The sequence below is a fragment of the Caulobacter sp. GW821-FHT10C03 genome, assembly GCF_059415485.1.
Genome location: NZ_JBWKNI010000005.1, coordinates 190,106 through 216,120 on the forward strand (window position 1 = coordinate 190,106; position 26,015 = coordinate 216,120).

The window sequence follows — 26,015 nt, forward strand, 5'->3', positions numbered from 1 at the left end:
GCATGGATCGGCGCATCGCTCTCTCCACCGCCTTGGCCCTGACGCTCGCGAGCGGCGGCCTATCGGCTTGCGGCCACATCGACGGCGAGCCGATCACGCCCGCCGCGCGGCCCACCGGCCAGTTTCCCAATATCGGTTACGCCGACTGGAGCGAGGCCGAGCCCGCCTACCGGTTCTATCCGGGGGACGAGATCGAGGTGAGCGTACCTTCGGCCACGGAGCTTAATAAGTCGGCCGTGATTCAGCCGGACGGCCGCGTCGCTTTGCCGCTGGTCGGTCCGGTCATGGCCGCCGACCGCACGATCGAGGAACTGGAAACCTCGCTGACCCAGGCCTATGGCCGCCAGCTGCTGCGTCCGCAGGTGCAGGTCTCGGTCAAGAGCACGGCGCCGCTCAAGGTGTTCGTCGGCGGCGAGGTCGGCAATCCCGGCGTCTACGACATGACCGGCGACGGCGACGCCCTGCGGGCCGTCATCCAGGCCGGCGGCTTCAAGAGCTCGTCCAAGCGCAGCCAGGTGATCATCATCCGGCGGGGCCCCGATGGCCGGGCCATGATGCGCACCGCCAACCTGTTGCAGGGCCTGACCGATCCGCGCGGCGTGGACCTGGTGCCTCTTCGCCGCTTCGACATCGTCTACGTGCCCCGGAGCGGTGCGTCCGAGGCGGGTCTCTTCATGCAGCAGTATCTGCGCGACCTGCTGCCGATCAGCTTCAGCTACGCGATCAACGGCTTAAGCAACTAGTCTAGAAAATCACGGCCGGATCCAGAGGCGTCCGGCCCGAGAGGTAGAACGGCTGAACCGTGGTTCAGCCGTGAGCCAGCCATTCGCGCGCCTGGCGTTGGGCTTCGGCGACTTCTTCGCTGGCCATCTCTTGCGACAGTTCCTTGCGATAGACCTTGGCCTCGACCGAACCGCGCATGGCAGCCAGGTTGAACAGCATGTGCGCCGAGACGTAGTCCAGCGGGGCGCCGCCCTGGCCGGTCGAATACAGCATGCCCATGCGGAACAGTTCGTCGCCGGTCGACTCGGCGCTCGGCAGCGGCAGGCCCATCACGGCGGCGGGCGGTTCGATGCTCATCATCATGACTTCAATTCCCCAGTCCTCCCGAGCTCACCCCAGTGGTTCAGCTCGGCCATGAACACAGAGAAAACCTCGCTCGCTGAACATATAGTTAAGCGCGCAGAGATCATGAATCGAGGCGCGAATACACGCCTCGTTCATTGAAGTTACGCCTGATAAACTCCGGTATATGGTTGGTTAACGAGCCCGCTGGCCAAACAGAACACTGCGGGCCTGTTCCGCAGCTTTTCCAGACGCTTGCAGGCCTCCGGCGCGAAGCTCCGCCCCCAGCTTGAAGCCGCGCTGGACGGCGTCACGCTCGCCGACCCGGTCGAACCAGGCCTTCAAATCCGGAAATTCCTCGATCTGGATGCCCTGATTTTTCCACAGCACGACCCACGGCCAGATCGCGAAGTCGGCGATGGACAATTGGCCGCAGACGAAATCCTTCCCCGCCAGCTGCTTGTTGAGCACGCCGTACAGGCGGTGGGTCTCGTTGGTGTAGCGGATCGCGCCATAGGCCAGCTGCCTCTGGTCGGCGATGATGGCGGGGGCGTATTGGCGGAAATGGTGAGTCTGGCCGGCCATCGGGCCAAGGCCGCCCATCTGCCACATCACCCACTGGTCGATGCCGACCCGGTCGCGCTCGCTCTCGCCATAGAACTGGCCGGTCTTGCGACCCAGGTACTGCAGGATCGCGCCGGACTCGAAGATCGAGAGCGGCTGGCCGTCGGGTCCCTGCGGATCGACGATGGCCGGCATGCGGTTGTTGGGGCTGATGGCCAGGAACTCCGGCTTGAACTGCTCGCCCGTGCCGATGTTCACCGGGACCATCTCGTAGGGCAGCCCCATCTCCTCCAGGGCGATCGAGATCTTCCAGCCGTTCGGCGTGGGCCAATAGTGCAGCTCGATGGGGCTGGTCATGCGCGTCTCCCGAGAACCTCTGTTCTTGCGCGCCAACATGGCCATGCGGGCGCGCGACGCCAAGACGCATCCTGACATGACCGTTCAGCGAGGGTTCAGACGGCGGAGCTCATCGTGGTCATCAAGGTCGAGGGACTTGGCCGCCGGAAGGCGACCGCTGACCACAAGGAGACGTCCACATGAAACGTCTGTTGCTCACCATCGCCGCTGTGGCCTCGGTCGCCGGCCCGATGGCCGCCATGGCCACCGACGCCTCGGCGCAGGGCCGCGGCGGCTGGGACCGTCATGACGACCGCGGCGACCGCCGCGATGACCGTCGGGACGATCGTAGGGATGGCCGCTGGGATCGCCGCGACGATAGGCGCGATGACCGCCGCGACAGCCGCTGGGACCGCCGTGACGACCGTCGCGACAACCGCGGCTGGGACGACCGTCGCTACAACGGCTACTACTACCAGAACCGCTGGTACTACGGCGCCCCGCCGGCCCACTACTACGGCCGTCAGGACTATCGCCCCGGCTACAGCGCCTGGCGCCGCGGCGGCTACCTGCCGCCCTACTATCGCGGCGGCGGCTACGTCGTTCACGACTACGGCCGCTATCACCTGCGTCACCCGCCGCGCGGCTACTACTGGTACCGCACCGGCAACGACTACGTGCTGGCGGCCATCGCCACCGGCCTGATCTTCGAGATCATCAACAACTAGATCACTGGTATCTAGAAGCTCTTGCGGCGCCCCGGGAACTCCACCTGGGGCGCCGTTTTTGCGCCATGCTCGCCGCGCGCGCGTCATGCATGCGGCCGCAAAGCCCGATTGCGGGGTCATTTCGGCCGCAAGCCGCCCCCAGCGTTCGCTCCGCGTCACAGTCCGACGCCGCAGCCACGAAGGCGCTTACCGATGAAGAGCTTGCGCATTACCGCCGCCGTCCTCGCCCTCGCCGCCGCCGGTTACGCCGGATCGGCCCTCGCCCAGCAGACCCCCGCCGATCCGTCGTCCCAGACCCCGCCCTCGACCGGCGCCGGCAGCTGGGGCTCGTCGACCACCACGACCACCGACCCGTCGGCCTCGACCACGGTGCCGGCCACGACCGACAGCACGACGCCGCAGGCCGACAGCGCCACGGGCGCGGCTTCGCCCACTTCGGCCACCGCGCCGGGCGACACCTCGACCACCACCGCCCCGGCCGCCGAGGACGCGGCCAAGCCCGCCAAGAAGGCCAAGAAGCACAAGAAGTCGGCCGACGACGCGGCCGCCTCCTCGTCCGCGACGCCGCAGGACCCGTCCACGCCCCAATAGAGCGTGGCTGTTCGAGTCCCCCAAAAGAGAAGGGCCCGCCGCTTGCGCGACGGGCCCTTTCATTTTGTCCGCAAGGCTTGAGGGTCAGAGACCCAGCTTCGCCTTCAGCAGGTCGTTGACCGTGCCCGGGTTGGCCTTGCCGCCGGTGGCCTTCATCACCTGGCCGACGAACCAGCCGATGGCCTGGGGCTTTTCCTTCACTGCCGCGGCCTTGTCGGGGTTGGCGCCGATCAGCTCGTCGATCGCCGCCTCGATGGCGCCGGTGTCGTTGATCTGGACCAGGCCGCGCTTCTCGACGATCTCGGCGGGACGGCCTTCGCCGGCCCACATGTGCTCGAAGACCTCCTTGGCGATCTTCGACGAGATCGTGCCGTTCTCGATCAGCTCGACCAGTTGGGCGATGTCCGACGACGGCAGCGGCGAAGCGGCGATCTCGTGGCCGCCCGACGACAGCTTCGACAGCAGCTCGTTGGTCACCCAGTTCGACACCAGCTTGGCGTCGCGGCCCTTGGCGGCCGCCTCGAAGTAGTCGGCGCGGTCGCTCTCGATGATCAGCACGCCGGCGTCGTAGGCCGACAGGCCGTACTGGCTCTGCAGGCGCGCCTTCTTGGCGTCCGGCAGTTCCGGCAGGGTCTCTTCGATCGACTTGACCCAGGCCGGGTCCAGCACCAGGGGCAGCAGGTCCGGATCGGGGAAGTAGCGATAGTCGTGCGCCTCTTCCTTCGAACGCATCGAGCGGGTCTCGCCCTTGGTCGGGTCGAACAGGCGGGTTTCCTGGTCGATCACGCCGCCGTCTTCCAGGATCTCGATCTGGCGGCGAGCCTCGTACTCGATGGCCTGCTGGATGTAGCGGTAGGAGTTGACGTTCTTGATCTCGCAGCGCGTGCCCAGGTGCTTGAAGCTGCCGGTCTCGCGGAACTTCTCGTAGTCGCCGGGGCGGCAGACCGACACGTTGACGTCGGCGCGCAGGTTGCCCTTCTCCATGTCGCCGTCGCAGGTGCCCAGATAGACGAGGATCGTGCGCAGCTTCTTGACGTAGGCGGCCGCCTCTTCCGAGGTGCGCATGTCGGGCTTGGAGACGATCTCCATCAGCGCCGTGCCCGCGCGGTTCAGGTCCACATAGGTGGCGTTCGGGTCCTGGTCGTGCAGCGACTTGCCGGCGTCCTGCTCCAGGTGCAGGCGCTCGATGCGCACGTCGAAGGTCGTGCCGTCGTCACGCTCGACCACGACCACGCCCTCGCCGACGATCGGCTGGTCGAACTGGCTGATCTGATAGCCTTGCGGCAGGTCGGGATAGAAGTAGTTCTTGCGGTCGAAGCGGCTCTTCAGGTTGATCTGCGCCTTCAGGCCCAGGCCCGTCTTCACCGCCTGCTCGACGCAGAAGCCGTTCAGCACCGGCAGCATGCCCGGCATGGCCGCGTCGACGAGGCTGACCTGCTCGTTGGGACCGGCGCCGAAGCCGACGGCCGCGCCCGAGAACAGCTTGGACTTGCTGGCCACCTGGGCGTGGACCTCGAGGCCCAGCACGATTTCCCAGTCGCCGGTGCGACCCTTGATCACTTTCGAAGCAGCTTCGGTCATGTCTCTTATCCTCCCTCCGTCGCCGGAAGGCCGGTTAGCGCGGGCGGCGAAGCAGGCCTCGCCGTGTCAGGGGTTCCTCATGCACCGCAGGGGTCGTTGAAGGCAAGGTTCGGAGCGGAATTCTCCTGCTCGCGCCGGCCGTGCCACCACTACTTGGCGGCGGGCTTGGCCGCCTCGTTGATCAGCCCCTCGAACGCCTTCTCATCCATGAAGCCCTGCAGCTCCGCCAGGCTCGCAGCGACCTTGGGGTCGTTCATCAGCCCTTCCATCGCCGTCCCGCCCAGAACCTCGAAGGCTTGCCCGATCGCGTCGGCGCCGTCCTCGCGCAGCGCCTGGGTGGTTTCCTTGCGGCAGTCGACGAGCATCAGCCGCTGCATCATGGTCGCGGTCCGCTGGGACATCGCCGTCCGCTGTTCCGGCGTAATATTGGCGTAGGCCGCCACCGAGGGGTGCGTGCTCATCGCCGCGAAGATCCACACGACCAGCGCCTCGCGATCCTTCGGCGACGTCGAGTCGACCAGGCATTTACCCATCGCCTCGCTGTGCTCGCCGGCCTGGGCCGAAGACACAGCTCCGGCCAGCGCCGCCACGACGCTCAGCGACATCAGAAACCTACGCATCCAATTCCCCCAACGCTCCACGAACACGAAAGCTTAGCCATAAGCGCGCCCCAAGGTGGTGTCGAGCCCGCGCTCGCTCCGAGGAGGGAGCCGACACCAAGCTGGCTATCGCGGTTGGACACTTTGTCCACGACACCTGAACGAACAAAGTTGGTAGACACCCCACGCTTCAGAAAAGCGACGCGCAGCATTTTTCAAAAATCTTGGTGGAGTGAAGTCGTGGACTGGGAAAACCTGTTTCCTATCGTTTTCTTCCCACTCAAGATCATCGTGCTGGGCGTCGGCATGTTCTTCTCGATCAAGTGGCATCATGATCAAGCCAAGAAGGACAAGCAAAAGGAGGCCGATCGCCGCGCCCGTATGGACGGCGCTCCGGAGGCTGGCGTGAAAACGACGCTGACCGTCGATCAAGCGCAATAGAGCGTTCTACAGGTCGATCCGAGGCCTGCGCGATCGTCGCCTCACGTCCCCCGCGGCTTCGCCCGCGTCGTCGGCGCGGCGCTGGCCGGATCATCCGGCCACACGTGGCGCGGATACCGCCCCTTCATCTCGACCTTCACTTCGCGCCAGGAGCCCTTCCAGAAACCCGGCAGGTCCTTGGTGATCTGGATCGGGCGGTGGGCGGGCGACAGCAGGGCCAGGGTCAGGGGGACCTTGCCGTGGGCGACGGCCGGATGCTCGGCGACGCCGTACAGTTCCTGCACCCGCACCTCGACGCGCGGGCCGCCCTCGGCGCCGTAGTCGATGGCGAAGCTGGAGCCGGTCGGGGCGGTGAAGCGCGCCGGGGCCTGGGCCTCGATCTTGCCCTGCATGTCCCACGGGATCAGCGTCTTGATCGCCGCTTCCAGCGTGCCCTCGTCGAGGCTGGCCAATGACGAGCGGCCGGCCAGCAGCGGCTCCAGCCATTCGTCCAGCCGCGCGACCAGGGCCGCTTCCGACAGGTCCGGCCAGGCGTCTCCATCGTTAGCCCTCAGGAAGGCCACGCGGTCGAGCAGCCCCCTGCCCCGCTCGCCCAGCTTCAGGGCCGCCAGGCCGTCGGCCCGCACCTGGTCGGCCAGGGCGCCGGCGATCAGGGCCGGGTCGGGCCTGTCGATGATCTTCTCGTCGACCACCAGCTTGCCCAGGCGCAGCAGGCGCTTGGCGCGCAGCTTGCCGCCGCCGCTGGTTTCCAGCCGGTCCTCGGCGACCAGGCGGTCGGCGAAGGCGGCGCGCAAGGCGTCTTCATCAAGCGGCGCGGCCAGCAGGATGCGGTCGCGGGCCTCGCCGCCGCCCAGCTCGCCCACGGCCAGCCAGGTCTCGCGAGCCAGGGCGTCGGTCGGCTCCAGATAGACGCCGCGGCCGCTGGCCAGCTGATATTCGCCCGGCTTGCCGCGCGCCCGGGCCACCCGCTCCGGATAGGCCTCGGCCAGCAGCAAGGCGTCGTCCAGGGGATCGGCCCCGCTGGGCCTGCCCGCCTGACGCGACCAGCGCTCGGCCAGGGCGCGGGCGTCGCGGGCTCTCGGCGTGCGGTCGCGGCCGAAGCCCTCCAGTCGCTGGCGCAGATCCACGCTGCGCCCGCCCAGGCCCTGCTCGCTGAGCACGGCGGCGATCTCGGCGGCGCGGTGCGCTTGTCCGGAAGCGGCGGCGCGGGCGACCATGTGGGCCAGACGCGGGGCCAGCGGCATGTTCGACAGCGCCTTGCCGTGCGCCGTCAGTCCGCCGGCCGCGTCCAGCGCCTGAAGACGGGTCAGCAGCGACCGCGCCTCGCTGAAGGCCGCGCGCGGCGGCGGGTCGAGGAACGCCAGGCCCTCGGCGTCCTTGGCGCCCCAGCGGGCCAGGTCGAGGGCCAGGCGCGACAGGTCGGCCTCCAGGATCTCGGGCCGGGCGAAGGGCGTCAGGGCGCGGGTCTCCGGCTCGTCCCACAGGCGGTAGCAGACGCCCGGCTCGGTGCGGCCGGCCCGGCCCCGGCGCTGGTCGGCGGCGGCGCGGGCCACGCGCACGGTCTCCAGCCGGGTCAGGCCGCTGGACGGATCGAAGCGCGGCACGCGCGACAGGCCCGCGTCGATCACCACCCGCACGCCCTCGATGGTCAGGCTGGTCTCGGCGATCGAGGTGGCCAGCACCACCTTGCGGCGGCCGACCGGGGCCGGCTGCACGGCGCGATCCTGCTCGGCCGGGTCCAGCGCGCCGTAGAGCGGCGCCAGATCGACGTCGGGACGGCGCAGGCGCTCGGCCAGCCAGCTCTCGGCCCGGCGAATCTCGCCCTGGCCCGGCAGGAAGACCAGCACGCTGCCGGTCTCCTCGGCCAGAGCCCGCTCGACCGCTCGGCCGACCCGCTCTTCGAGGCCCATTCTTGTTGCTTGGGGGCGGTCGTCGCGGCCCAGATAGCGGGTCTCGACCGGGAACATTCGCCCCTGGCTCTCGACCACCGGCGCGTCGCCCAGCAGGGCCGAGACGCGGGCGCCGTCCAGGGTGGCCGACATCACCAGGATCTTCAGGTCGTCGCGCAGCAGGCCTTGGGAGTCGCGCGCCAGGGCCAGACCCAGGTCGGCGTCGAGGCTGCGCTCGTGGAACTCGTCGAAGATCACGCAGGCCACGCCGTCCAGGCCCGGATCGTCGAGAATCATCCGCGTGAAGACGCCCTCGGTGACCACTTCGACGCGCGTTTTGGCCGACACCTTCGACTGCAGGCGCACGCGGAAGCCCACCGTCTCGCCGACGGCCTCGCCCAGGGTCTGGGCCATGCGCGCGGCGGCCGCCCGGGCGGCCAGGCGGCGCGGCTCCAGCATGACGATCTTGCCGTCGCCGACCCAGGATTCCCCCAGCAGCGCCAAGGGAACGGCCGTGGTCTTGCCCGCCCCGGGCGGGGCGACGAGAACGGCGGTCTCGCGGTCGCTCAAGGCGCCTTTGAGCGCGGGAATGGCCTGAAAAATGGGCAGCATCGCGCCGGCTTTAGCTGGGCTGGGGATCAACGCCAAGCAGGACTGGACTAGCCTGCCCACGGGAGAACATTTACGCGCTTCGGCGGCGCGGCCTTGACCCCATGCTCATAAACGGGTCACCGTCCGCAAAATTTTCTAAAGGCGACCCCCGGGGGGGAGTCTTGCCTATCCAGGAGGAACTATGTGGCGCGTAAAATCGCTTGATGCGATCCTAGCGACGGCTGAGAAAAAATCCCTTCATCGCTCGCTCGGACCGATCCAGCTGACGCTGCTGGGGGTAGGCGCGATCATCGGCACCGGGATCTTCGTTCTGACCGCTGCGGCCGCCCAGAAGGCGGGCCCCGGGATGATCTGGAGCTTCGTGATCGCCGGCGCCGTCTGCGCCATCGCCGCGCTCTGCTACTCCGAACTGGCCTCGATGGTCCCCGTCTCGGGCTCGGCCTACACCTACTCCTACGCCGTGATGGGCGAGCCGCTGGCCTGGATGGTCGGCTGGGCGCTGATCCTGGAATACGCCGTCGCCGCCAGCGCCGTGTCGGCCGGCTGGTCGGGCTACTTCCTCGGCCTTATCGAGAACGCCCTGGGGTTCCAGTGGCCAGCCCTGCTTAGAGCCGGTCCGGCCTGGTCGATGCACGGCTTCATTCCCGTCGCCGACTTCAGCGCCGGCATCGTCAACATCCCGGCCATCGTCGTGGCCCTGGCCGTGACCGCCCTGCTGGTCATCGGCACCACCGAAAGCGCCCGCGTCAACGCCGTGCTCGTGGCCATCAAGGTCACCGCCCTGACCGCCTTCATCGTGCTGACCATCCCGGCCATCAAGAGCGGCAACTTCTCGCCCTTCGCCCCCAACGGCTGGTTCGGCCCCGAGGGCACCAGCGGCATGGGCATCGTCGGCGCCGCCGCCTCGATCTTCTTCGCCTATGTGGGCTTCGACGCCGTTTCGACGGCCGCCGAAGAGACCAAGAACCCGCAGCGCAACGTCCCGATCGGCCTGATCGGCAGCCTGGCGCTCTGCACCGTCTTCTACCTGCTGGTGGCCTCCGGCGCGATCGGCGCCATCGGCGCCCAGCCCGTGCTCGGCGCCGACGGTTCGGCCATCCAGCCCGGCTCGGCCGCCTTCCAGGCCGCCTGCTCGCTGGCCGCCAACAAGGACAGCCTGGTCTGCTCGAACGAAGCCCTCGCCCACGTGCTGCGCGAGATCAACTGGCCCGTGGTCGGCAACCTGCTGGGCCTGGCCGCCAACCTGGCCCTGCCCTCGGTCATCCTGATGATGATCTACGGCCAGACCCGCATCTTCTTCGTCATGGCCCGCGACGGCCTGCTGCCGGAGAAGCTCGCGGCCATCCACCCGAAGTTCAAGACCCCGCACATCGTGACCATGGTCACCGGCGTGTTCGTCGCGATCGCGGCCGCCTTCTTCCCGGTCGGCCAGCTGGCCGACATCTCCAACTCCGGCACCCTGTTCGCCTTCTTCATGGTGGCGATCGCGGTGATGGTGCTGCGGGTGAAGGATCCCAAGCGCCACCGTCCGTTCAAGACGCCGCTGGTCTGGGTCGTGGGTCCGCTGGCCATGGTCGGCTGCGCGGCGCTCTACTTCAACCTGCCGCTGGAAGCGATGCTGGTGCTGCCGATCTGGGGCGCGCTGGGCCTGGTGATCTACCTGGCCTACGGCATCCGCAAGAGCCACCTGGGCCGCGGCCTGATCGACGTGCCGGAACTGGCCGCCGAGGCGCCGGGCACTTCGGTTCCGCCGATGCCGGGCGCTCCGGCCCCGGGTTCGCCCGAGGAACGGTCTTGATCTGCCGACAGTAGTCTCTAGTTCAGACGGGCGGGATCTTCGGGTCCCGCCCGTTTTCGTTTGGAGCCCGCCCCCGTGACCAACCCGTCGCCGATCAGCGCCGTCATCGCACCGGTCACGCCGCTGCAGCAGAACTGCACGATCGTCTGGTGCTCCAAGACCAAGAAGGCCGCCGTCATCGATCCGGGCGGCGAGGTCGACCGCCTGCTGCGCGCCCTGGCCGACCAGGGCCTGACGCTGGAGAAGATCTGGATCACCCACGGCCACATGGACCACGCCGGCGGCGCGGCCGAGTTGAAGGTCCGCACCGGCGTCCCGATCGAAGGCCCGCACAAGGACGACCAGTTCTGGATCGACCGCATCCAGGAGAGCGGCGAGATGTACGGCGTGCCGGAGGCCCGCATCTTCGTGCCCGACCGCTGGCTTGAGGACGGCGACGTCGTCACCCTGGGCGAGACCCAGTTCGAGGTCCTGCACTGCCCGGGCCACACGCCGGGCCACGTGATCTTCTTCCACCGCGAGACCAAGTTCGCCCAGGTCGGCGACGTGCTGTTCCAGGGCTCGATCGGCCGCACCGACTTTCCGCGCGGCAACCACCAGGACCTGATCGACGCCATAACCGGCAAGCTGTGGCCGCTGGGCGACGACGTGCGCTTCGTGCCGGGCCACGGCCCGATGTCGAGCTTCGGCGCCGAGCGCCGCAACAATCCCTTTGTTGGCGACCGGGCGGTCGCCGCCATGAAGGGGCCCGGCTACGCGGCTCCGGTGAACCGCTCGCCGGGCTGAGGCCTCTTACTGCCGCGGCGCGCCGCCGGGCGGTCCCATGCGGTACTCGTCGCCGGTCAGCTTGCCGTCGTGGTTGTTGTCGGCCTTGGCGAACTGGGCGCGGGCGGCGGCGAGGGCCTCGTCCCTGGTGATCTTGCCGTCCTGGTCGGCGTCCTGCGCGGCCAACTGGGCCAGCATCCGGCCGCCGAAGCCCCCGGGCGGACCCCCGCTCGGGCCGCCATTGCCGCCTTCGCGTTCCTCGAAGCGCTTCTTGAGCGCGTCGATCTCGGCCGCGTCGACGACGCCGTCCTTGTTGGCGTCCAGACGCTCGAAGCGCTGCAGGGCGGAGGCCTCGAACTCGGCGGCGGTGACGACGCCGTCGCCGTCGGCGTCCGGGCCGCGCCCAGGTCCGCCCTGGCCCGGCTGGGCATGGACCGCCCCGGCGGCCAGCAGGGACAAGCCGAAGACGGCGGTAGCGAGTCGGTTCATGGAAAATGCTCCGTGGCGATTTGACGCTAGGGAGTCACGATCAGGTTGCGCGCCTGTTGCAAGCGTGAAATCTGACGGTGACAGGGGCATGAAAGGACGACCGTCATGGACACCTCCCCGACCACAGCACAGTCCGCCGCTGTCGCGGACACCACCAAGGGCGCCGGCGCCCGCATCCTGATCGTCGATGACGATCCGGGCATTCGCGACGTCGTGTCCGACTTCCTCGTCCGCCATGGCTATGTCGTCGACAGCGCCCAGGACGCCCGCACGATGGAACAGGCCCTCGCAAAGGGTCCGGTCGATCTCGTCGTGCTCGACGTCATGCTGCCGGGCGAAGACGGCCTGGCCATCTGCCGCCGCCTCGCGGCGCAGGACGGCCCCGCCATCATCATGCTCTCGGCCATGGGCGAAGAGACCGACCGCATCGTCGGCCTCGAACTCGGCGCCGACGACTACCTGCCCAAGCCGTGCAACCCGCGCGAACTGCTGGCCCGCGTCCGCGCCGTCCTGCGTCGCCGCGCCGAGCCGCGCTCCAGCGACGACACCATGGGCGCGGCCTGCGAATTCGCCGGCTGGCGTCTCGACCTCGTCCGCCGCGAACTGCGCTCGCCGCAGTCGGTGGTCGTGAACCTGTCCAGCGGCGAGTTCTCGCTGCTGCGCGCCTTCGTCGAGCGTCCGCAACGGGTCCTGACCCGCGACCAGCTGCTGGACCTGGCCCGCGGCCGCGACAGCGACGCCTACGACCGCGCCATCGACGTCCAGATCAGCCGTCTGCGGCGCAAGCTGGACGACGGCGGCGGCGGCGAACTGATCCGCACGATCCGCAGCGAGGGCTATATGTTCACGCCCAAGGTCACTCGCACGCCATGAAGTTCGCAGTCCCGGGGCGACGCGACGCTCCCCTGTTCGCCCAGGCCCTGGGACTTGTGATCGTCACCCTGGTGGCGGCGCAGCTGATCGCCATCGGGGTCATCTTCACGCTTCCGCCGCCCCCGCCCGAGTTCTATCGCCTCAGCGAGATCACCCGGGCGCTGAAGACCGGCCAGATCGTGCACCCGCGCGACGGACGCCCCCTGGTCATCCGTCATCGCTCGGGCATGAAGCTCGACAACGACGACTCCCCGCGCCGGGCCGAGTTCAAGGCCGCCATCGGCCGCGAGCTCAACCTGCCGGTCGAGCGCATCTCGATCCTCACCGACAACGGTCCGCGCTTCTTCGTGCGCACCCAGCGGCAGAAGTCGCCCCCGCCCCAGGGCGGTCCTGGCGGCGGCCCTGGCGGTCCCGGTGGCCCCGGTCCTGGACCCGGCCCTGGACCCGACGGCGTGGGCGGCATGCCCGGCCCGGGTGGTCCCCCGCCCGGCATGTCCCCACGAATGTCTTCGTCGGTCGAACGCCTGGCGGCGATCATGCGCGACGAGCCTTTCCTGTTCGGCGACTTCGAGCTGGGCGTGCGCCAGGCCGACGGCCGCTGGATGGTGGTCGAGCCCAAGCCCACCTTCCGCTTCGACAGCTGGCAGCAGCGCATCCTGCTGATCCTGGCCCTGTCGGTGCTGGCCGTCTCGCCGCTGGCCTGGCTGTTCGCCCGCCGCCTGGCAGGCCCGATCACCGCCTTCGCCGCCGCCGCCGAGCGCCTGGGCCGCGACCCCCGCGCGCCGCCGCTCAGCCTGTTCGGCTCGGCCGAGGTCAACGCCGCCTCCAGCGCCTTCAACAACATGCAGGAGCGCCTGCGCCGCTACGTCGAGGACCGCACCGCCATGATCGGCGCGATCGCCCACGACCTGCGCACGCCGCTCACCCGCCTGCGCTTCCGCATCGAGGCCGCGCCGGAAGACGTGCGCAACAAGCTCGAAGTCGACATCGACCAGATGGAGGCGATGATCTCGGCCACCCTGGCCTTCGTCCGCGACACCAGCCGGGAAGCCGAGCGCACCAAGCTCGAACTGGCCTCGCTGCTGGAAAGCGTCATGGACGAGACCGCCGAGACGGGCGGAAACGCCACGGCCGAGGAAGGCGAGAAGATCGTCGTCGAGGGCGACCCGATCGCCCTCAAGCGCCTGGTCACCAACCTGGTCGAGAACGCCCTGAAGTACGGCGGCGCGGCCCGCGGCCGGGTCTATCGCGAGAACGACTGCGCCGTGATCGAGATCGACGACGACGGTCCCGGCGTGCCGGCCGCTGAGCTGGAGCGGGTGTTCGAGCCCTTCTTCCGCGGCGAGCCCTCGCGCAACCGCGAGACCGGCGGCATCGGCCTTGGCCTGGCCGTCGTGCGCTCGCTGGCCCGCGCCCACGGCGGCGACGTCTCGCTGTCGAACCGTCCCGAAGGCGGCCTGCGCGCCAAGGTCACCCTGCCCGCCTAGACTGGACTATTGCTGCGGCGACATCAGAGCGCAACGCGGCGCCGCTTCAAGCGGTGGGAAGGAGTTCTTCCATGACCGCACGCGCCTTGCCTCTTCTCCTCGCCGCCTTGTCGCTCGCCGCCTGCGCCAGCGCGCCCCCCGGCGGCGGTCCGGGCGGCCCCAATGGCGGTCCCGGCGGTCGCCCCGGCTTCGGCCCGCCTCCGGGCGAGGACGGACGCGGTCCCGGCGGCCCGGGCGGTCCCAACGGCGGCCCTGGCGGCAAGCAGGTGTTCATCAGCCCGGCGGGCGAGCCGTTCCGCGCCGATCCCGGCCAGCCCTATCCGGTCGCGGCCTGGTTCGCCGGCGCCGACGCCAACCATGACGGCGCCCTGACCCGCGAAGAGTTCGTCGCCGACTCCCTGCGCTTCTTCGACCGGCTCGACGTCGACAAGTCGGGCGTCGTCGATGGCTTCGAGGTCTCGGCCTACGAGCGCAACATCGCGCCCGAGATCGTCCAGGCCTCGGCCATGCCGCAGCAGGCCATGGAAGCCCCGAGCGGCGGCGAAGGCGGCGGTCCGGACGGCGACGGCCCGCGCCGGCGTCCCAACGGCCTTGGCAACATGCTGCTGGGCGCCACGCCCTTCGCCCTGCTGGCCGAACCCCAGCCGGTGATGGGCGCCGACGCCGACTTCAACCGCCGCATCACCCGCGACGAGGCGACCAAGGCCGCGATCTCGCGCTTCAAGCTGCTCGACAAGGACGGCGACGGCCGCCTGACCCTGGCCGAACTGCCCAAGACCGCGATGCAGAAGATCCTCGACGGCGAAGGCGACGAGCGCGGCGGCAAGGGTCGTGGTCGCGGCCGCGGCGGCCCGCCGCCCCGCGGCTAGCCGCTGACCACCCCGGCGATGATGTTGATCCCCAGCGCCAGGATCGCGGTGTTGTAGAAATAGGCCGTCACCGCGTGGGCGGTGACGAGGTTGCGCAAGCTCCCGGTGCGCACGTCGTTGTCGGAGACCTGGAAGGTCGCCCCGATGCTGAAGGCCAGATAGACGAAGTCCTTGTAGGTGCGGGCCGGCTCTCCGGGAAAGCCGAACCCGCCCTTCCCCGGCCCGCCGCCGAAGTGGCGGTGGGCGTAGTGCAGCACGAACACCGAGTGCAGCACGATCCATGACAAGAGCAGGGTCACCCCCGCGCAGGCCGCCGTCAGGTCCTTGACCGACGCCGCCGCGGAGCGCGCGCCGATCATCGCCGCCACCACCGCCGCCAGGCTGGCGGCGATCGCCGACAGCACGATCAGCAGCATGATCGAACGCCCCTCGTCCTCGGCCGCGGCCTTGGCGCGAACCTTCGCCTCGTCGGCGGTGAGGAACAGGCGCCACAGCAAAACGGCGTAGATCAGCGCCCCAACGTCCCAGCCGATCAAAATATGCGTGCTTCCGGGCAGATTCATTTGGCGGGCCAAACCCCACCCCAAAAGCCCCGCCAGGAAGCCCGCCAGAAGCTTCCAATGCCTTGTAAACACTGAGGTCTTTTTCACCTTCAAGGCGCCTTTGCTCATCACTCTCAACCTGCCTTTTCGCGCGACAATCGTCCTTAACGCCTCATTTGTCTCGCCTGACACGTGAAACCGAACTCGGCTTCACCGGTTACTTCACCGGAACACCGGAACGACGCCATGACCGACCCCGACTCCCCGCCGCCTCTGGAGCCGCAAACGCCGGACGAACCGCCGGGCTCTACGCCCGACGAAGTCCCGCAGCAGCCGCCTCCGGTGCAGCCGGGAGACGATCGGCCATACGGCGCCGGACCGGGCCTGTTTCCTCCCGTGACCAGTCCCGATTAGGAGCAAGACATGGACCTCGACAGCGAACGGCCCCGGGGCCGCCGAGGCTTCGCCGCCATGGATCCGGAACGCCGCCGCGAGATAGCTCGCAAAGGCGGCGCCAGCGTCCCCAGCGAGAAACGCAGCTTCGCCAAGGACCGCGACCTGGCCGCTAACGCCGGCCGCAAGGGCGGTTCCTCGTCGCGCGGCGGCGGCCGCCTCGGCGCTCGCGACCTCTAGCAATGCCGCGGCCGAGGGGGGGGACGGGCGGCGCGGCAGAGCGTAGCGGCGCACGTATCAGGATTTTAGAACCCGGATCGGCTGACCGATCCGGGTTCTTGGGCTGTCTGCTCTCCAGCAGCCGGCCGCAGTTTGCTATTTTTTCGTAGTGAGGCCGTTTCTCCGGCTAACCCTCAGGATCGCAGCGCGAAGACGCCGAAGGCGGGGTTCTCGCTGATCCAGCGCGCCTCGACGCGCCAGCCGGCCCGGCCCGCCATCTCGGCGAAGGCCTCGGGATCGTACTTGTAGGAATTCTCGGTGTGGATGGTCTCGCCGGCCTCGAAGGCGATCGACCGTCCGGCGATCTCCACCGTCTGGTCCTTCAGGCTGACCAGATGCATCTCGATCCGGCTTTCGGCGGCGTTCCACACCGCCTTGTGCGCGAAGGCGTCGAGGTCGAACCGCCCGCCCAGCTCGCGATTGATCCGGACCAGCAGGTTCTTGTTGAAGTCCGCCGTCACCCCGGCCGCGTCGTCATAGGCCGGGATCAGCACGTCCTGCCCCTTGGCGATGTCGGCCCCGACCACGAACAGCGCGCCCGGACCCAGCAGGCCACGCGCCGCCTTCAGGAACTCGACCGCCTCGTCCGTCGGGAAGTTGCCGATCGTCGAGCCGGGGAAGAAGCCGACCGTGGGCCGTCCTCGCGCCGCCGTCGGCAGGCCCAGCGGATGGGTGAAGTCGCCCAGGGCCGGCGCCACCTCCAGGTCCGGATAGTCGGTGCGGATGGCGGCGGCGGCGGCGTCCAGGGCCGAGGCGCTGATGTCCATCGGCGCGTAGACCGCCAGCTGCGGCGCGGCGTCCAGCACGATCCGCGTCTTGGTGCTGGCCCCGCTGCCGAACTCGATCATCGCCGCGCCCTGCGGAATGCGGGCAGCGATCTCCGGCGCGATGGCGCGCAGCAGCGCCGTCTCGGTGCGGGTCGGATAGTATTCCGGAAGCTCGGTGATCGCCTCGAACAGGCGCGAGCCCTCGGCGTCGTAGAAGTACTTGCTGGGCAGGCTCTTGGGGCTGGCGCCCAGGCCGGCCAGAACGTCGTCTCGAAAGCTCTTGTCCATCGTCCGCTCACGCCCGCCGGCCCCGTCGCGCGCCAGGCGCACGCCGGCGAACATCCAGCGCTGGCCAGGATGGAAGAAATTGCGATAGCTGGCCCGCGCATGGCCCGGCGGCGTGCCGGCGGCCCCGCCGCGCAGCACCATCTGGCCGACCATGAACTTGCCATTGTACTCGCCCAGCGCCCCGGCGCCGGGTCGGAAGCCCGGATAGGCCGCATAGGCGCTGGCCGTCCACTGCCAGGCCTCCCCCGACATCTGCTCCAGCCGCTCGTCAGAGCGCGCGGCCAGTTCCCACTCGGCCTCGGTCGGCAGGCGCGCGCCCGACCACAGGGCGAAGGCGGCGGCCTCGTAATAGCTGACATGCGCCACCGGCGCGGCCAGATCCACCGGGCGACGACCGGAGAGACCGAACTCGGTCCAGTCGCCGTCCTCTTCCCGGCGCCAATAGAGCGGCGCCTCCCAGCCCTGGACCTGGACCATGGCCCAGCCGTCCGACAGCCAGAACTCCGGCCGCTCGTAGCCGCCGTCCTCCATGAAGCCCAGCCACTCGCCGTTGGTCGACAGCCGGTCGGCCAGGCGGAAGGGCTCGATGAACACCCGGTGGCGCGGCCGCTCGTTGTCGAAGGCGAAGCCGCCCTCCTCGGCGCCGATCGTCGCCAGCCCGCCCTCGAAGCCGACGAAGCCCAGGCTTTTGGCCGCCGGGCGGGGCGGATCGGGCCGCTCGCGATAGGCCGGCTGCAGCGGCGACTGGGCGAAGAGGTGCTGGATGTCCATCAGCAGCAGCTCCTGGTGCTGCTCCTCGTGGGCCAGGCCCAGCTCCAGCCGCTCCAGCATCTCCGGCGACAGCGGCCCCGACAGCAGGCGGGCCATGGCCGCGTCGACATGACGGCGATAGGCCCCGACCTCGGCGCAGGACGGACGGGTGATCAGGCCGCGCTGCGGTCTCGGCTGACGCGGTCCAAGGGCCTCGTAATAGGAGTTGAAGATGTAGCCGAAGGCCGGGTCGTACGGCCTGTAGCCCGGCTGGAACGGCGCCAGCAGGAAGGTCTCGAAGAACCAGGTCGTATGGCCCCGGTGCCATTTGACCGGGCTGGCGTCCGGCATCGACTGCGCCGCCTGATCCTCGGGCGACAGCGGCGCGGCCAGGGCCTCGGTCCGCTCGCGCACGGCGCGGTAGCGGGCGAGGGGCGTGTCGGCGGTCGCGGCGACGGCGGACAGGACCAGGGTGTCGTCGGGACTCATGCACGCTCCTGGCGAAGACGCTCCGCTGGCGCGGACAGTTGTTCACAACGAACCGGGAGCTTGGGCGTTCCGCGGGACGAGGGCAATGCCATCTGCTGCCAGCATGGTGTCATCAGCAGTTCTCAATTCCTATTGAATTGATCTGGATTGCTCCACGCGGGCTGCGAGAGCGACAAGCGGACCAAACCCGCTCCGGCGGCGCCCCGTCTTGAAGAGTTTAGCGATGTCCTTCGCCTCGCCCCCCTTTCCTCAACCGCCACGTCCTGGCGACGCGCCGTCCATCGCTTCGGACGACCCGCCGATCCTGATCGTGCCAGGTCTCTACAATTCCGGTCCCGACCACTGGCAAAGCCACTGGGAGCGGGCCTTGCCCAACGCCGAGCGCGTGGACCAGACCGACTGGGAGCGCCCGACCCTCGGCGACTGGACCATCAGCCTGGCCGAGGCCGTGCGCAGCCGCCCCGGCGCGATCCTGGTGGCCCACAGCCTGGGCTGCGCCCTGGTCGGCCACCTGGCCCAGGTCACCGGCGGACGCGGCGTGCGAGGCGCCCTGCTCGTGGCGCCGGCCGACGTCAATCGCGAGGGGCCGGCGGGCCGCCTGCTGATCGGCTTCTCGCCCATTCCCCGCAGCCGCCTGCCCTTCCCCAGCCTGGTGGTGGCCAGCCGCGACGACCCCTACGTCGCCATCGACCGCGCCGAGGCCTTCGCCCGCGGCTGGGGTTCGCGCTTCGTCGATCTGGGCCGGGCGGGCCACATCAACGTCGAGTCAGGCCACGGCGCCTGGCCGCGCGGCCGCGCCCTGCTGTCGGACCTGATCCGCGCCACGGCCGGACACTCGGGCGCGCAGGCGCGGGACAATCCCGCATAGATTGCATTTCCGAGACATTGCGGCATAGTCGAACCCAACGACCGCAAAAACGGGGGGATCGGCCATGGCCACGCGCCGCAACATGCTCAAACTTGTCGGCTTTGGCGGCGGCGCCGTCTTCGCCGGAACCGCGCCGGGCCTGTCGGCCCTCGCCGCGCCGCTGCCGGTGCGCAAGGAAATCAACTCGCTGAAGCTGAACGACCCGACGGTCGTGGCCCTGCGCGACGGGGTGCGGATCCTGAAGGCCCGCACCGCCGGCCAGGGTCCGACCTGGACCGACATGGCCAACATCCATGGCACCGACCGCGGCTTCAACAAGTGCCCGCACGGCAACTGGTACTTCCTGCCCTGGCACCGCGGCTACGTGACCATGTACGAGCGGATGATCCGCTCGGTCACCGGCTACCTTGGCTTCGCCATGCCCTACTGGGACTGGACGGCCAACCGCAAGGTGCCCCAGGCCTTCTCCGAGCCCACCTACAACGGCCAGACCAATTCGCTGTACGAGCCGACGCGCAACAACGGCGTGGTCCTGACCGACGACATCGTCGGCCAGGGGGTGATGGACAGGATCTACAACGAAACCAACTACGAGGTGTTCGGCACCTCGCGCCCGCGCGGCCAGAACAACCTCGACCCCAGCTGGATCACCACCCGCACCGGTACTCAGGGCGTGCTCGAATCCACGCCGCACAACCTCGTCCACGTGCGGCTGGGCGGCTGGATGCCGACGACGCGCTCGCCGATGGATCCGATCTTCCAGATGCACCACGGCAACATCGACCGCATCTGGTGGCGCTGGAACGGCCTGGGCCGCCAGAACACCCAGGAAGGTCTCTGGCAGAACATGGTCTTCCAGAACAACTACCTGGCCCCGAACGGCTCGTGGTGGTCGACCACCCCCAACCAGGTGCAGCAGGTCACGGCCCTGGGCTACACCTACGGCGCCACGCCCACCCGTCTCGGCGTGGCCGCGGCGAGCCAGATCTCGGACAAGCGCATCACCCAGATCTTCGCCCGCGGTTCGGCCGCCGCGGCCTCCGACCTCGGCGTGCGCTCCCTGGCCGCCCGCAAGCGCTCGACCGACACCGGCGCCCAGTTCCTGGCCAGCGCCCAGGCCGGCGGCGACCGCCAGGCGTTTCTGGGCGCGACCAAGCCGCAGACCGGGGGCACGCCCCAGGCCCTGCTCGGCTCGCGCGTCCTGGCCCTGATCAGCGGCCTGACCCCGCCGTCCGACAATGTCGAGGTGAAGGTCTATATCGACGGCCCGGGCAGCGGCGGCGGATCGCGCGAGGGCGATCCCGGCTATGTCACGACCATCGGCTTCTTCGGCTCCGAGGGCCATGCCGGCCACGGCGGCGGCGAAGGCATCTCGGCCTCTACCGACCTCACCCCGTCCCTGCAGGCCCTGACCGCCGCGGGCGTCACGCTCGGCGACGACATCCGCGTCCGGCTGATCGCGGTCGACTCCAAGTCGGGCGCGCCGGCCCCCGAGACCGTCGCCAACGCCAAGGTCGAGATCGTCATCGTTTGACCACAGGCGGGGGCGAAGCTGAGGCAGGAGACAGGATCATGTCGCGCTTCCTCGCCCTCGCCCCCACCCTTGCCGTCTCACTCGGCGTCTTCGCCTGCTCGGCGAACGCCAACGCCACGGCCGTCGTCGGCCGCCCGGCCGAGGCGGCCCTGGCCCGCGACGCGGCCGCCGAACGCTGTCCCGGCCTGCAATTGGTGGCCCGCGTCGACGGCTACACCCCGCCCCGCTCGGGCCAGGTGGACCTCGTTTTCGCCCTGGTCACCGCCCAGGGCGTGCAGACCCTGGGCCGCACGGCCGTCTTTCCGCAGACCGCCTTCTCGACCGGCAAGGGCGATCCGGCCCAGAGCTTCGGCTTCCGCGTCGACCGCCAGGGCCTGGACGCCGGCAAGGCCCGCCTGCGCCTGACCCTCGAAGCGGTGTCGGGCGACGGCGACGGCGCAACCGCGGTGCTGGGCGAGGCGCGCCTGGCCGCCATCGCCGAAGGCGGCTGCTGAGCTCACGTCCAAAACGAACAAGCCCCGCGAGCCAGAGCGGCTCGCGGGGCTCGTACTGGTACGGATACTTCGGCCGGGGTCGCGATCCTCAGCGCCTGCTCGAGCCTCCCTACGGGCGAGCGCGCTGTTCCGCGAAGATCCGGTCGTTATGCGATCTCACTAGGCAGCGGCCTGGCGGCTGCGCACTCGGCTCATCCAGTCTTCCGGATAGGTTTCTCGGACGACAATCGACTTGAACTGGCCGACCGGGATACGGGCGGCGTCGCCCGGCTGCAGGTCGCGCGAGGTCGAGTGACCGGCGAACTCTTCGATGATCGTGATCACCTGGCTGCTGCCGGCGGCGTTCTCGATGAGGATCATGGGATGTCCCTGAATTGGGAGGGTTTGTGAGAAGCTGTCGAGGCGCGTCAGAGGACGCGGCGTTCCTGCGGCAGGCTCTGGCGGGTCCAGGCGTCGATGTCGGACGGCGACTGGAAGCGACGGAAGGCCCCCTGGGTGTGATCCGGGCAGTAGGAGGCGCGCTTGCTGGCGGTCTCGCGGCCGCAGAAGCCGAAGTCGCCGGCGTCCGGATTGCCGATCGGCCAGCGGCACGAGTGCATCGACAGGTCGAGAATGCCGGCGGTGGGGGTCAGGTCTTCCATCACCGCGGTCTGCGGGCGGAGCGCCGGACGGGCCTGGGCCGGAGCCGCGGCGCGAGCGCGCGGAGCCTGGCGGGAGACGCGGACAGCGACGGTGCGCGGCCGGACCGGGGTCTCGCGGGCGGTGATGCCCAGGCGGTGGATCTTGCCGATGACGGCGCTGCGGCTGACGCCGCCGAGTTGCCGGGCCACCTGGCTTGCGCTCAATCCTTCGAGCCACAGCTTCCTAAGCGTGGCGGTACGTTCCTCGTTCCAGTCCATGACGCTATCCGCTTTTTTGGGCGCGGGATCAGCCCCCGCCTCTCTTGGGTAGAATCATGGTTAACAACGGTCAAATTCTTCCGTGCATACCCACGGTTCTCGAAATCACATTTCCCCTGCGAATCTCGCTAGATAGCGTGCGTTGTCGCAGGGAGTCCCAAAAGACTGCGGCAAGACCTTGACCGAATAACGTCGTTCCACGATGAATTCACGGGTCAGAAACCGGCTTGGATTTGAATGCGGCGCGGCGTCGCAAGCCTTGCGACATAACGCCTATCGGGGATTGTGATGCGTACCCTCACCGTCGTGGCCGCGGCCATGCTCTGCGTCTCTCTGGCCGCCTGCTCGCCCAAGGGGGAGACTTCCGGCGAAACCGCCTCGGCGCCCGCCGCCCCCGCGACCCCGCCGCCGACCGACGCCGAGAAGGCCGCCGCCGTGGCCGCCCTCCCCGCCCCCTACAACACCGGCGACCTGCTGAACGGCCAGAGCAAGTTCGCGCTCTGCCGCTCCTGCCACACCATTACCGAAGGCGGTCCCAACATGACCGGCCCCAACCTCTACGGCGTCTTCGGCCGCAAGGCGGGCGCGCACCCCGGCTACGCCTATTCCGACGCCGTGAAGGCCGCCGGCTTCACCTGGGACGCCGAGCACCTGGACCACTGGCTGGCCAATCCGCGCACCGCCCTGCCCGGCACCAAGATGACCTTCGCGGGTCTGGCCAATCCCAAGGACCGGATCGACCTGATCGCCTATCTGAAGGTCGAGACGGGCTACAAACCGACGCCCCCGGCCGCTCCCGCTCAATGAACGACCGCGTCGCCCTCCTGACCCGGCTCTACGCGGCCTTCAACCGCGGGGACTTCGAGGCCTTCTGCGCCGAGCTCGACCCCGCGATCGACTGGCCCGACCAGATCGGCGGCGGCCGCGTGCAGGGTCTGGAGGCGATGCGCGACTTCTGGTCCCGTCGCGACGCGATGGTGCGGGTCGAGGCCAATCCGGTCGATTTCATCCCGCTGGACGACGACCGGGTGGCGGTCGCCGCCAAGCAGATCGTCACCAATCTGCAGGGCCGTCTCTGGTCCGACATCCTCGTGCGACATATCTACACCTTCCATGCGAGCCGGGTGGCGCGCATGGATGTCGCCGAAGAGCGTGACGAGGCGTGAGGCATGGCAAAGGCTGAAGTGTTGCTGACCCGGCACTTCGACGCGACGCGCCGCCGGGACCTCGAGGCCGTCGTCGCCCAACTGCACCCCGACATCGCCTTCGCCAACATCCTGGAAGGCGGCGACGTCGTGGGAGTCGAGGCCGCGCGCGGCTATTTCCAGCGCCAGTTCGCCATGGCCGGCGTCGATATCGGCCTGATGCGCGTACGGCCCCAGGCCGACGGCTGGGTCCACGCCGACGTCGAGATCACCCTGCGCCGCCCCGACGGCCGCCTGTGGTCGCAGAACAGCGCCGTGATCGCCTATCTGCTGCGCGACGGCCTGATCGTGGGCATCGACCCGCAGCCGGATCCTGGGACGCGGTAGAAGCGCCTTCGGCGCCCCCTCAGTCGCTCCGCGACAACTCCCCCGGAGGGGGAGCATCTTGAAGAGCGCCGCGCCAGCCAGATCCTCCCCCTCTGGGGGAGGTGGCCCGGAGGGCCGGAGGGGGTCCTCCCCTAAGCCAGCAGATCCGCGCAGGCGTCCAGAACCGCCTCCGCATCCAGCCGGTACTTGCCATACAGATCCGGCAAGTCCCCCGACTGGCCGAAGGTCTCCAGGCCCAACGCCCGCAGGCGATGGCCGCGCACCGAGCCCAGCCACGACAGCGCCGCCGGCGCCCCGTCGATCAGGGTCACCAGACCAGCCTCGCGCGGCAGGTCGGCCAGCAGCCGCTCGATCGTCGAGATCCGCGCCGCGCCGTCGGTCCAGCGCGAGCGACCCGCCGCCGTCCAGTCGCGGTGCAGCACGTCGGGCGAGGTGACGGCCAGCAGGCCCGCGCCCGGCTCGTCCTCCAGCAGGGCCGCGTGGGCTTCCAGGGCTTCGGGGGCCAGAGCCCCGCAATAGACCACGGCCAGCCGCGTATCGGGCGCCGGGCGCTTGAGCCAGTAGGCCCCCTCGACCACGCCCGTCCGCCAGGCCTCGTCCGCACGCTCGGCCTGGGCGATGCTCCGGGTCGACAGGCGCAGATAGGTCGAGCAGCCATCGACCGCCTGGATGCGCTCGAAGGCGTGGGCCATCAGCACCGCCGTCTCGTCGGCGAAGGCGGGCTCGTAAGCGTCCAGTCCCGGCTGGCTCATGCCGATGAGGGGCGACCCGATCGACTGGTGCGCGCCGCCTTCGGGGGCCAGGGTCAGGCCGGACGGCGTTGCGACCAGCAGGAAGCGGGCGTCCTGGTAGCAGGCGTAGTTCAGGGCATCGAGCCCGCGGGCGATGAACGGGTCGTAGAGGGTGCCGACCGGGAACAATCGCTCGCCGAACAGCGGCGCGGTCAGGCCCAGGGCCGCCAGGGCGATGAACAGGTTGTTCTCGGCGATGCCCAGCTCGACGTGCTGACCGGTCTCGCCCATCGACCACACCTGGGCCGAGGGTATGCGGCGACGCTTGAAGACGTCCTCATGCGCCCGGCGATGGAAGACACCACGCCGGTTCACGAAGCCGCCGAGGTTGGTCGACACCGTCACGTCCGGCGAGGTGGTCACCACCCGGCCGGCGAACTCGTCCTTGCGGGCGGCGATGTCGAACATGACCTTGCCGAACGCCGCCTGGGTGGACTGCTCGCCGCCGCCCGCAACCGCCGCCAGCAGCTCGTCGGCGCTCGGCGTCACAACGCTCGGCGCGTCGTAATGACGGTTGTTGGCCGCCGCGAAGGGCGCGCGGGCCACCAGGCCCTTCAGCGCCGTGCGCTCGGCGGCGGACAGGCCCGACAGGGCGTCCCACTCCTCGCCCTCGACCACGCCCAGCCGCTCGCGCAGCTCGGAGACCTGGGTGGGGTTCATCAGGCCGGCGTGGTTGTCCTTGTGGCCCTGGAACGGCAGCCGCAGGCCCTTGACGGTATAAGCGATGAAGAACCGCGGCGCGTCGTCCTGCGAGGCCCGCTCGAAGGCCTCCAGGATCGTCTCCAGGCAGTGGCCGCCCAGCTCGGTCATCAGCTCGCCGAGATCGACGTCCTTGTAGCCCGCGATCAGGGCCAGAGCGTCGGGCTCGCCGGCTAGGTCGGCGGTCAGGCGCTCGCGCCAGGCCGCCCCGCCCTGGTAGGTCAGGGCCGAATAAAGGTCGTTGGGGGCGGTCTCGATCCAGGCCTTCAGCGCCGCCCCGCCTGGCCGCTCGAACGCTTCCCTCTGGCGCTTGGACCACTTCAGCGTCTCGACCGTCCAGCCGGCGGCCTCGAAGATCTCGCCGTAGCGGGTGAACATCCGGTCCTTGGTCGTCGCGTCCAGGCTCTGGCGGTTGTAGTCGACGATCCACCAGGTGTTGCGCAGGTCGTGCTTGCAGGCCTCGATCAGGGCTTCGTAGATGTTGCCCTCGTCCAGTTCGGCGTCGCCCAGCATCGAGATCATCCGGCCCATGCTCTCGGGCTTCACCGAGCCGCGCGCGGCCAGATAGTCCTGGGCCAGCGAGGCGAAGGCCGTCACCGCCACGCCCAGGCCCACCGACCCCGTGGAGAAGTCGACGTCGTCGACGTCCTTGGTGCGCGAGGGATAGGACTGCGCGCCGCCCAGGGCGCGGAAGGCCTTCAGCTTGTCCAGGCTCTGGCGGCCGAACAGGTGCTGGATGGCGTGGAACACGGGACTGGCGTGCGGCTTGACCGCCACCCGGTCCTGCGGCCGCAGCGCCTTCATGTAGAGCGCCGTCATCAGGGTGGTCATCGAGGCGCAGGAAGCCTGGTGGCCGCCCACCTTCAGCCCGTCGCGGCTTTCGCGCAGGTGGTTGGCGTTGTGGATCGTCCACGACGCCAGCCAGAGAATGCGTTCCTCGAGACGCCGCAGCAGCGCTATTTCCTGCCGCCTGGCCGTCAGAGACCCGTCAGCCATGCTTCCT

The 26,015-nt window shown here is 69.4% G+C and carries 27 protein-coding genes; 16 read left to right on the forward strand and 11 right to left on the reverse strand.

Annotated elements, in window-relative coordinates:
- Positions 1-2: 2 nt before the first annotated feature.
- A complete protein-coding gene (locus tag AC07NG_RS08530; RefSeq protein ID WP_487288230.1) occupies positions 3-743 on the forward strand; it encodes a polysaccharide biosynthesis/export family protein in 741 nt (246 codons plus the stop codon).
- Between the two features lie 64 nt (positions 744-807).
- Here the strand turns inward: AC07NG_RS08530 and AC07NG_RS08535 are convergent, their stop codons facing one another.
- Entirely contained in the window at positions 808-1,086 is a 279-nt protein-coding gene (locus AC07NG_RS08535) for a sel1 repeat family protein (RefSeq protein ID WP_487288231.1), read from the reverse strand.
- Positions 1,087-1,260: 174 nt separating this feature from the next.
- On the reverse strand, positions 1,261-1,986 hold the full coding sequence (locus AC07NG_RS08540; RefSeq protein ID WP_494593312.1) for a glutathione S-transferase N-terminal domain-containing protein: 726 nt from the start codon (positions 1,984-1,986) through the stop codon (positions 1,261-1,263).
- A gap of 179 nt (positions 1,987-2,165) precedes the next feature.
- Between AC07NG_RS08540 and AC07NG_RS08545 the strand changes: the two genes are divergently transcribed.
- On the forward strand, positions 2,166-2,693 hold the full coding sequence (locus tag AC07NG_RS08545) for an RcnB family protein (RefSeq protein ID WP_487288233.1): 528 nt from the start codon (positions 2,166-2,168) through the stop codon (positions 2,691-2,693).
- Positions 2,694-2,885: 192 nt separating this feature from the next.
- Positions 2,886-3,284, forward strand: coding sequence for a proteophosphoglycan 5 (locus AC07NG_RS08550; RefSeq protein WP_494593315.1), 399 nt, complete (start codon positions 2,886-2,888; stop codon positions 3,282-3,284).
- An 84-nt stretch (positions 3,285-3,368) separates the two neighbouring features.
- On the opposite strand, the gene gatB is transcribed toward AC07NG_RS08550, so the two are convergent.
- Both gatB and AC07NG_RS08560 read right to left on the reverse strand, forming a co-directional pair.
- Positions 3,369-4,865 (reverse strand): Asp-tRNA(Asn)/Glu-tRNA(Gln) amidotransferase subunit GatB, encoded by a 1,497-nt coding sequence (gene gatB / locus AC07NG_RS08555; protein WP_494593317.1) that lies wholly within the window; start codon positions 4,863-4,865, stop codon positions 3,369-3,371.
- 149 nt (positions 4,866-5,014) lie between these two features.
- Positions 5,015-5,485, reverse strand: coding sequence for a hypothetical protein (locus AC07NG_RS08560; RefSeq protein WP_492856047.1), 471 nt, complete (start codon positions 5,483-5,485; stop codon positions 5,015-5,017).
- A gap of 219 nt (positions 5,486-5,704) precedes the next feature.
- Between AC07NG_RS08560 and AC07NG_RS08565 the strand changes: the two genes are divergently transcribed.
- Positions 5,705-5,905 carry a hypothetical protein gene (locus AC07NG_RS08565; RefSeq protein WP_494593319.1) on the forward strand — a complete coding sequence of 67 codons (201 nt, stop codon included), beginning with the start codon at positions 5,705-5,707 and terminating at the stop codon, positions 5,903-5,905.
- 41 nt (positions 5,906-5,946) lie between these two features.
- Here AC07NG_RS08565 and hrpB read toward each other — a convergent pair whose 3' ends face one another.
- Positions 5,947-8,406 carry an ATP-dependent helicase HrpB gene (gene hrpB, locus AC07NG_RS08570; protein ID WP_494593321.1) on the reverse strand — a complete coding sequence of 820 codons (2,460 nt, stop codon included), beginning with the start codon at positions 8,404-8,406 and terminating at the stop codon, positions 5,947-5,949.
- A 181-nt stretch (positions 8,407-8,587) separates the two neighbouring features.
- Between hrpB and AC07NG_RS08575 the strand changes: the two genes are divergently transcribed.
- The gene (locus AC07NG_RS08575; RefSeq protein ID WP_487288239.1) at positions 8,588-10,204 is read left to right on the forward strand and encodes an amino acid permease; all 1,617 of its coding nucleotides are present in this window, start codon (positions 8,588-8,590) and stop codon (positions 10,202-10,204) included.
- Positions 10,205-10,279: 75 nt separating this feature from the next.
- A complete protein-coding gene (locus AC07NG_RS08580) occupies positions 10,280-10,990 on the forward strand; it encodes an MBL fold metallo-hydrolase (protein WP_494593328.1) in 711 nt (236 codons plus the stop codon).
- A 6-nt stretch (positions 10,991-10,996) separates the two neighbouring features.
- On the opposite strand, the gene AC07NG_RS08585 is transcribed toward AC07NG_RS08580, so the two are convergent.
- Positions 10,997-11,458, reverse strand: a complete 462-nt coding sequence (locus AC07NG_RS08585; protein WP_494593330.1) for an EF-hand domain-containing protein — start codon at positions 11,456-11,458, stop codon at positions 10,997-10,999.
- A gap of 105 nt (positions 11,459-11,563) precedes the next feature.
- Between AC07NG_RS08585 and AC07NG_RS08590 the strand changes: the two genes are divergently transcribed.
- From AC07NG_RS08590 to AC07NG_RS08600, 3 genes are all read left to right on the forward strand, one after another.
- The gene (locus tag AC07NG_RS08590; RefSeq protein WP_110121993.1) at positions 11,564-12,331 is read left to right on the forward strand and encodes a response regulator; all 768 of its coding nucleotides are present in this window, start codon (positions 11,564-11,566) and stop codon (positions 12,329-12,331) included.
- Positions 12,328-13,818, forward strand: coding sequence for an ATP-binding protein (locus AC07NG_RS08595; protein ID WP_487288242.1), 1,491 nt, complete (start codon positions 12,328-12,330; stop codon positions 13,816-13,818). The genes AC07NG_RS08590 and AC07NG_RS08595 overlap by 4 nt, the downstream gene beginning before the upstream one ends.
- A 71-nt stretch (positions 13,819-13,889) precedes the next feature.
- Positions 13,890-14,687, forward strand: a complete 798-nt coding sequence (locus AC07NG_RS08600; protein ID WP_494593332.1) for an EF-hand domain-containing protein — start codon at positions 13,890-13,892, stop codon at positions 14,685-14,687.
- Here the strand turns inward: AC07NG_RS08600 and AC07NG_RS08605 are convergent.
- Positions 14,684-15,250 carry a DUF1345 domain-containing protein gene (locus AC07NG_RS08605; protein ID WP_494593334.1) on the reverse strand — a complete coding sequence of 189 codons (567 nt, stop codon included), beginning with the start codon at positions 15,248-15,250 and terminating at the stop codon, positions 14,684-14,686. The two genes, AC07NG_RS08600 and AC07NG_RS08605, sit on opposite strands and share 4 nt — an antisense overlap.
- Before the next feature lie 402 nt (positions 15,251-15,652).
- On the opposite strand from AC07NG_RS08605, the gene AC07NG_RS08610 reads away from it, so the two are divergent.
- Positions 15,653-15,862: a KGG domain-containing protein gene (locus AC07NG_RS08610; protein ID WP_058350544.1), complete on the forward strand. Its 210-nt coding sequence runs from the start codon at positions 15,653-15,655 to the stop codon at positions 15,860-15,862.
- 173 nt (positions 15,863-16,035) lie between these two features.
- Here AC07NG_RS08610 and egtB read toward each other — a convergent pair whose 3' ends face one another.
- Positions 16,036-18,195 carry an ergothioneine biosynthesis protein EgtB gene (egtB, locus tag AC07NG_RS08615; protein ID WP_494593337.1) on the reverse strand — a complete coding sequence of 720 codons (2,160 nt, stop codon included), beginning with the start codon at positions 18,193-18,195 and terminating at the stop codon, positions 16,036-16,038.
- Positions 18,196-18,418: 223 nt separating this feature from the next.
- Here egtB and AC07NG_RS08620 point away from each other — a divergent pair, with 223 nt between their 5' ends.
- From AC07NG_RS08620 to AC07NG_RS08630, 3 genes are all read left to right on the forward strand, one after another.
- Positions 18,419-19,063 carry an alpha/beta hydrolase gene (locus AC07NG_RS08620; protein ID WP_494593339.1) on the forward strand — a complete coding sequence of 215 codons (645 nt, stop codon included), beginning with the start codon at positions 18,419-18,421 and terminating at the stop codon, positions 19,061-19,063.
- Positions 19,064-19,127: 64 nt separating this feature from the next.
- Positions 19,128-20,597 (forward strand): tyrosinase family protein, encoded by a 1,470-nt coding sequence (locus AC07NG_RS08625; protein ID WP_494593340.1) that lies wholly within the window; start codon positions 19,128-19,130, stop codon positions 20,595-20,597.
- 38 nt (positions 20,598-20,635) lie between these two features.
- Complete coding sequence (locus tag AC07NG_RS08630; RefSeq protein ID WP_494593342.1) at positions 20,636-21,091, forward strand: hypothetical protein; 456 nt, start codon at positions 20,636-20,638, stop codon at positions 21,089-21,091.
- 159 nt (positions 21,092-21,250) lie between these two features.
- Here AC07NG_RS08630 and AC07NG_RS08635 read toward each other — a convergent pair whose 3' ends face one another.
- Together AC07NG_RS08635 and AC07NG_RS08640 are read right to left on the reverse strand one after the other, a co-directional pair.
- Positions 21,251-21,451 carry a hypothetical protein gene (locus AC07NG_RS08635; protein ID WP_487288250.1) on the reverse strand — a complete coding sequence of 67 codons (201 nt, stop codon included), beginning with the start codon at positions 21,449-21,451 and terminating at the stop codon, positions 21,251-21,253.
- A gap of 47 nt (positions 21,452-21,498) precedes the next feature.
- Complete coding sequence (locus AC07NG_RS08640; RefSeq protein ID WP_487288251.1) at positions 21,499-21,990, reverse strand: GcrA family cell cycle regulator; 492 nt, start codon at positions 21,988-21,990, stop codon at positions 21,499-21,501.
- Between the two features lie 288 nt (positions 21,991-22,278).
- Between AC07NG_RS08640 and AC07NG_RS08645 the strand changes: the two genes are divergently transcribed.
- Genes AC07NG_RS08645 through AC07NG_RS08655 form a run of 3 tightly spaced genes read left to right on the forward strand, consistent with a single transcriptional unit; the run spans position 22,279 to position 23,522 of the window.
- Positions 22,279-22,797 (forward strand): c-type cytochrome, encoded by a 519-nt coding sequence (locus tag AC07NG_RS08645; RefSeq protein WP_494593344.1) that lies wholly within the window; start codon positions 22,279-22,281, stop codon positions 22,795-22,797.
- Complete coding sequence (locus AC07NG_RS08650; RefSeq protein WP_487288255.1) at positions 22,794-23,156, forward strand: nuclear transport factor 2 family protein; 363 nt, start codon at positions 22,794-22,796, stop codon at positions 23,154-23,156. Before AC07NG_RS08645 ends, AC07NG_RS08650 begins: the two co-directional genes overlap by 4 nt.
- A 3-nt stretch (positions 23,157-23,159) precedes the next feature.
- Positions 23,160-23,522 (forward strand): nuclear transport factor 2 family protein, encoded by a 363-nt coding sequence (locus AC07NG_RS08655; RefSeq protein ID WP_487288256.1) that lies wholly within the window; start codon positions 23,160-23,162, stop codon positions 23,520-23,522.
- Between the two features lie 131 nt (positions 23,523-23,653).
- On the opposite strand, the gene AC07NG_RS08660 is transcribed toward AC07NG_RS08655, so the two are convergent.
- A complete protein-coding gene (locus AC07NG_RS08660) occupies positions 23,654-26,008 on the reverse strand; it encodes a thiamine pyrophosphate-binding protein (RefSeq protein WP_494593347.1) in 2,355 nt (784 codons plus the stop codon).
- Between the last annotated feature and the right edge of the window lie 7 nt (positions 26,009-26,015).

Coding starts and splice junctions, on each gene's coding strand:
- AC07NG_RS08530 (WP_487288230.1), top strand. CDS start 3: ATGGATCGGCGCATCGCTCTCTCCACCGCCTTGGCCCTGACGCTCGCG.
- AC07NG_RS08535 (WP_487288231.1), bottom strand. CDS start 1,086: ATGATGATGAGCATCGAACCGCCCGCCGCCGTGATGGGCCTGCCGCTG.
- AC07NG_RS08540 (WP_494593312.1), bottom strand. CDS start 1,986: ATGACCAGCCCCATCGAGCTGCACTATTGGCCCACGCCGAACGGCTGG.
- AC07NG_RS08545 (WP_487288233.1), top strand. CDS start 2,166: ATGAAACGTCTGTTGCTCACCATCGCCGCTGTGGCCTCGGTCGCCGGC.
- AC07NG_RS08550 (WP_494593315.1), top strand. CDS start 2,886: ATGAAGAGCTTGCGCATTACCGCCGCCGTCCTCGCCCTCGCCGCCGCC.
- gatB (WP_494593317.1), bottom strand. CDS start 4,865: ATGACCGAAGCTGCTTCGAAAGTGATCAAGGGTCGCACCGGCGACTGG.
- AC07NG_RS08560 (WP_492856047.1), bottom strand. CDS start 5,485: ATGCGTAGGTTTCTGATGTCGCTGAGCGTCGTGGCGGCGCTGGCCGGA.
- hrpB (WP_494593321.1), bottom strand. CDS start 8,406: ATGCTGCCCATTTTTCAGGCCATTCCCGCGCTCAAAGGCGCCTTGAGC.
- AC07NG_RS08575 (WP_487288239.1), top strand. CDS start 8,588: ATGTGGCGCGTAAAATCGCTTGATGCGATCCTAGCGACGGCTGAGAAA.
- AC07NG_RS08585 (WP_494593330.1), bottom strand. CDS start 11,458: ATGAACCGACTCGCTACCGCCGTCTTCGGCTTGTCCCTGCTGGCCGCC.
- AC07NG_RS08590 (WP_110121993.1), top strand. CDS start 11,564: ATGGACACCTCCCCGACCACAGCACAGTCCGCCGCTGTCGCGGACACC.
- AC07NG_RS08595 (WP_487288242.1), top strand. CDS start 12,328: ATGAAGTTCGCAGTCCCGGGGCGACGCGACGCTCCCCTGTTCGCCCAG.
- AC07NG_RS08600 (WP_494593332.1), top strand. CDS start 13,890: ATGACCGCACGCGCCTTGCCTCTTCTCCTCGCCGCCTTGTCGCTCGCC.
- AC07NG_RS08605 (WP_494593334.1), bottom strand. CDS start 15,250: ATGAATCTGCCCGGAAGCACGCATATTTTGATCGGCTGGGACGTTGGG.
- AC07NG_RS08610 (WP_058350544.1), top strand. CDS start 15,653: ATGGACCTCGACAGCGAACGGCCCCGGGGCCGCCGAGGCTTCGCCGCC.
- egtB (WP_494593337.1), bottom strand. CDS start 18,195: ATGAGTCCCGACGACACCCTGGTCCTGTCCGCCGTCGCCGCGACCGCC.
- AC07NG_RS08620 (WP_494593339.1), top strand. CDS start 18,419: ATGTCCTTCGCCTCGCCCCCCTTTCCTCAACCGCCACGTCCTGGCGAC.
- AC07NG_RS08625 (WP_494593340.1), top strand. CDS start 19,128: ATGGCCACGCGCCGCAACATGCTCAAACTTGTCGGCTTTGGCGGCGGC.
- AC07NG_RS08630 (WP_494593342.1), top strand. CDS start 20,636: ATGTCGCGCTTCCTCGCCCTCGCCCCCACCCTTGCCGTCTCACTCGGC.
- AC07NG_RS08635 (WP_487288250.1), bottom strand. CDS start 21,451: ATGATCCTCATCGAGAACGCCGCCGGCAGCAGCCAGGTGATCACGATC.
- AC07NG_RS08640 (WP_487288251.1), bottom strand. CDS start 21,990: ATGGACTGGAACGAGGAACGTACCGCCACGCTTAGGAAGCTGTGGCTC.
- AC07NG_RS08645 (WP_494593344.1), top strand. CDS start 22,279: ATGCGTACCCTCACCGTCGTGGCCGCGGCCATGCTCTGCGTCTCTCTG.
- AC07NG_RS08650 (WP_487288255.1), top strand. CDS start 22,794: ATGAACGACCGCGTCGCCCTCCTGACCCGGCTCTACGCGGCCTTCAAC.
- AC07NG_RS08655 (WP_487288256.1), top strand. CDS start 23,160: ATGGCAAAGGCTGAAGTGTTGCTGACCCGGCACTTCGACGCGACGCGC.
- AC07NG_RS08660 (WP_494593347.1), bottom strand. CDS start 26,008: ATGGCTGACGGGTCTCTGACGGCCAGGCGGCAGGAAATAGCGCTGCTG.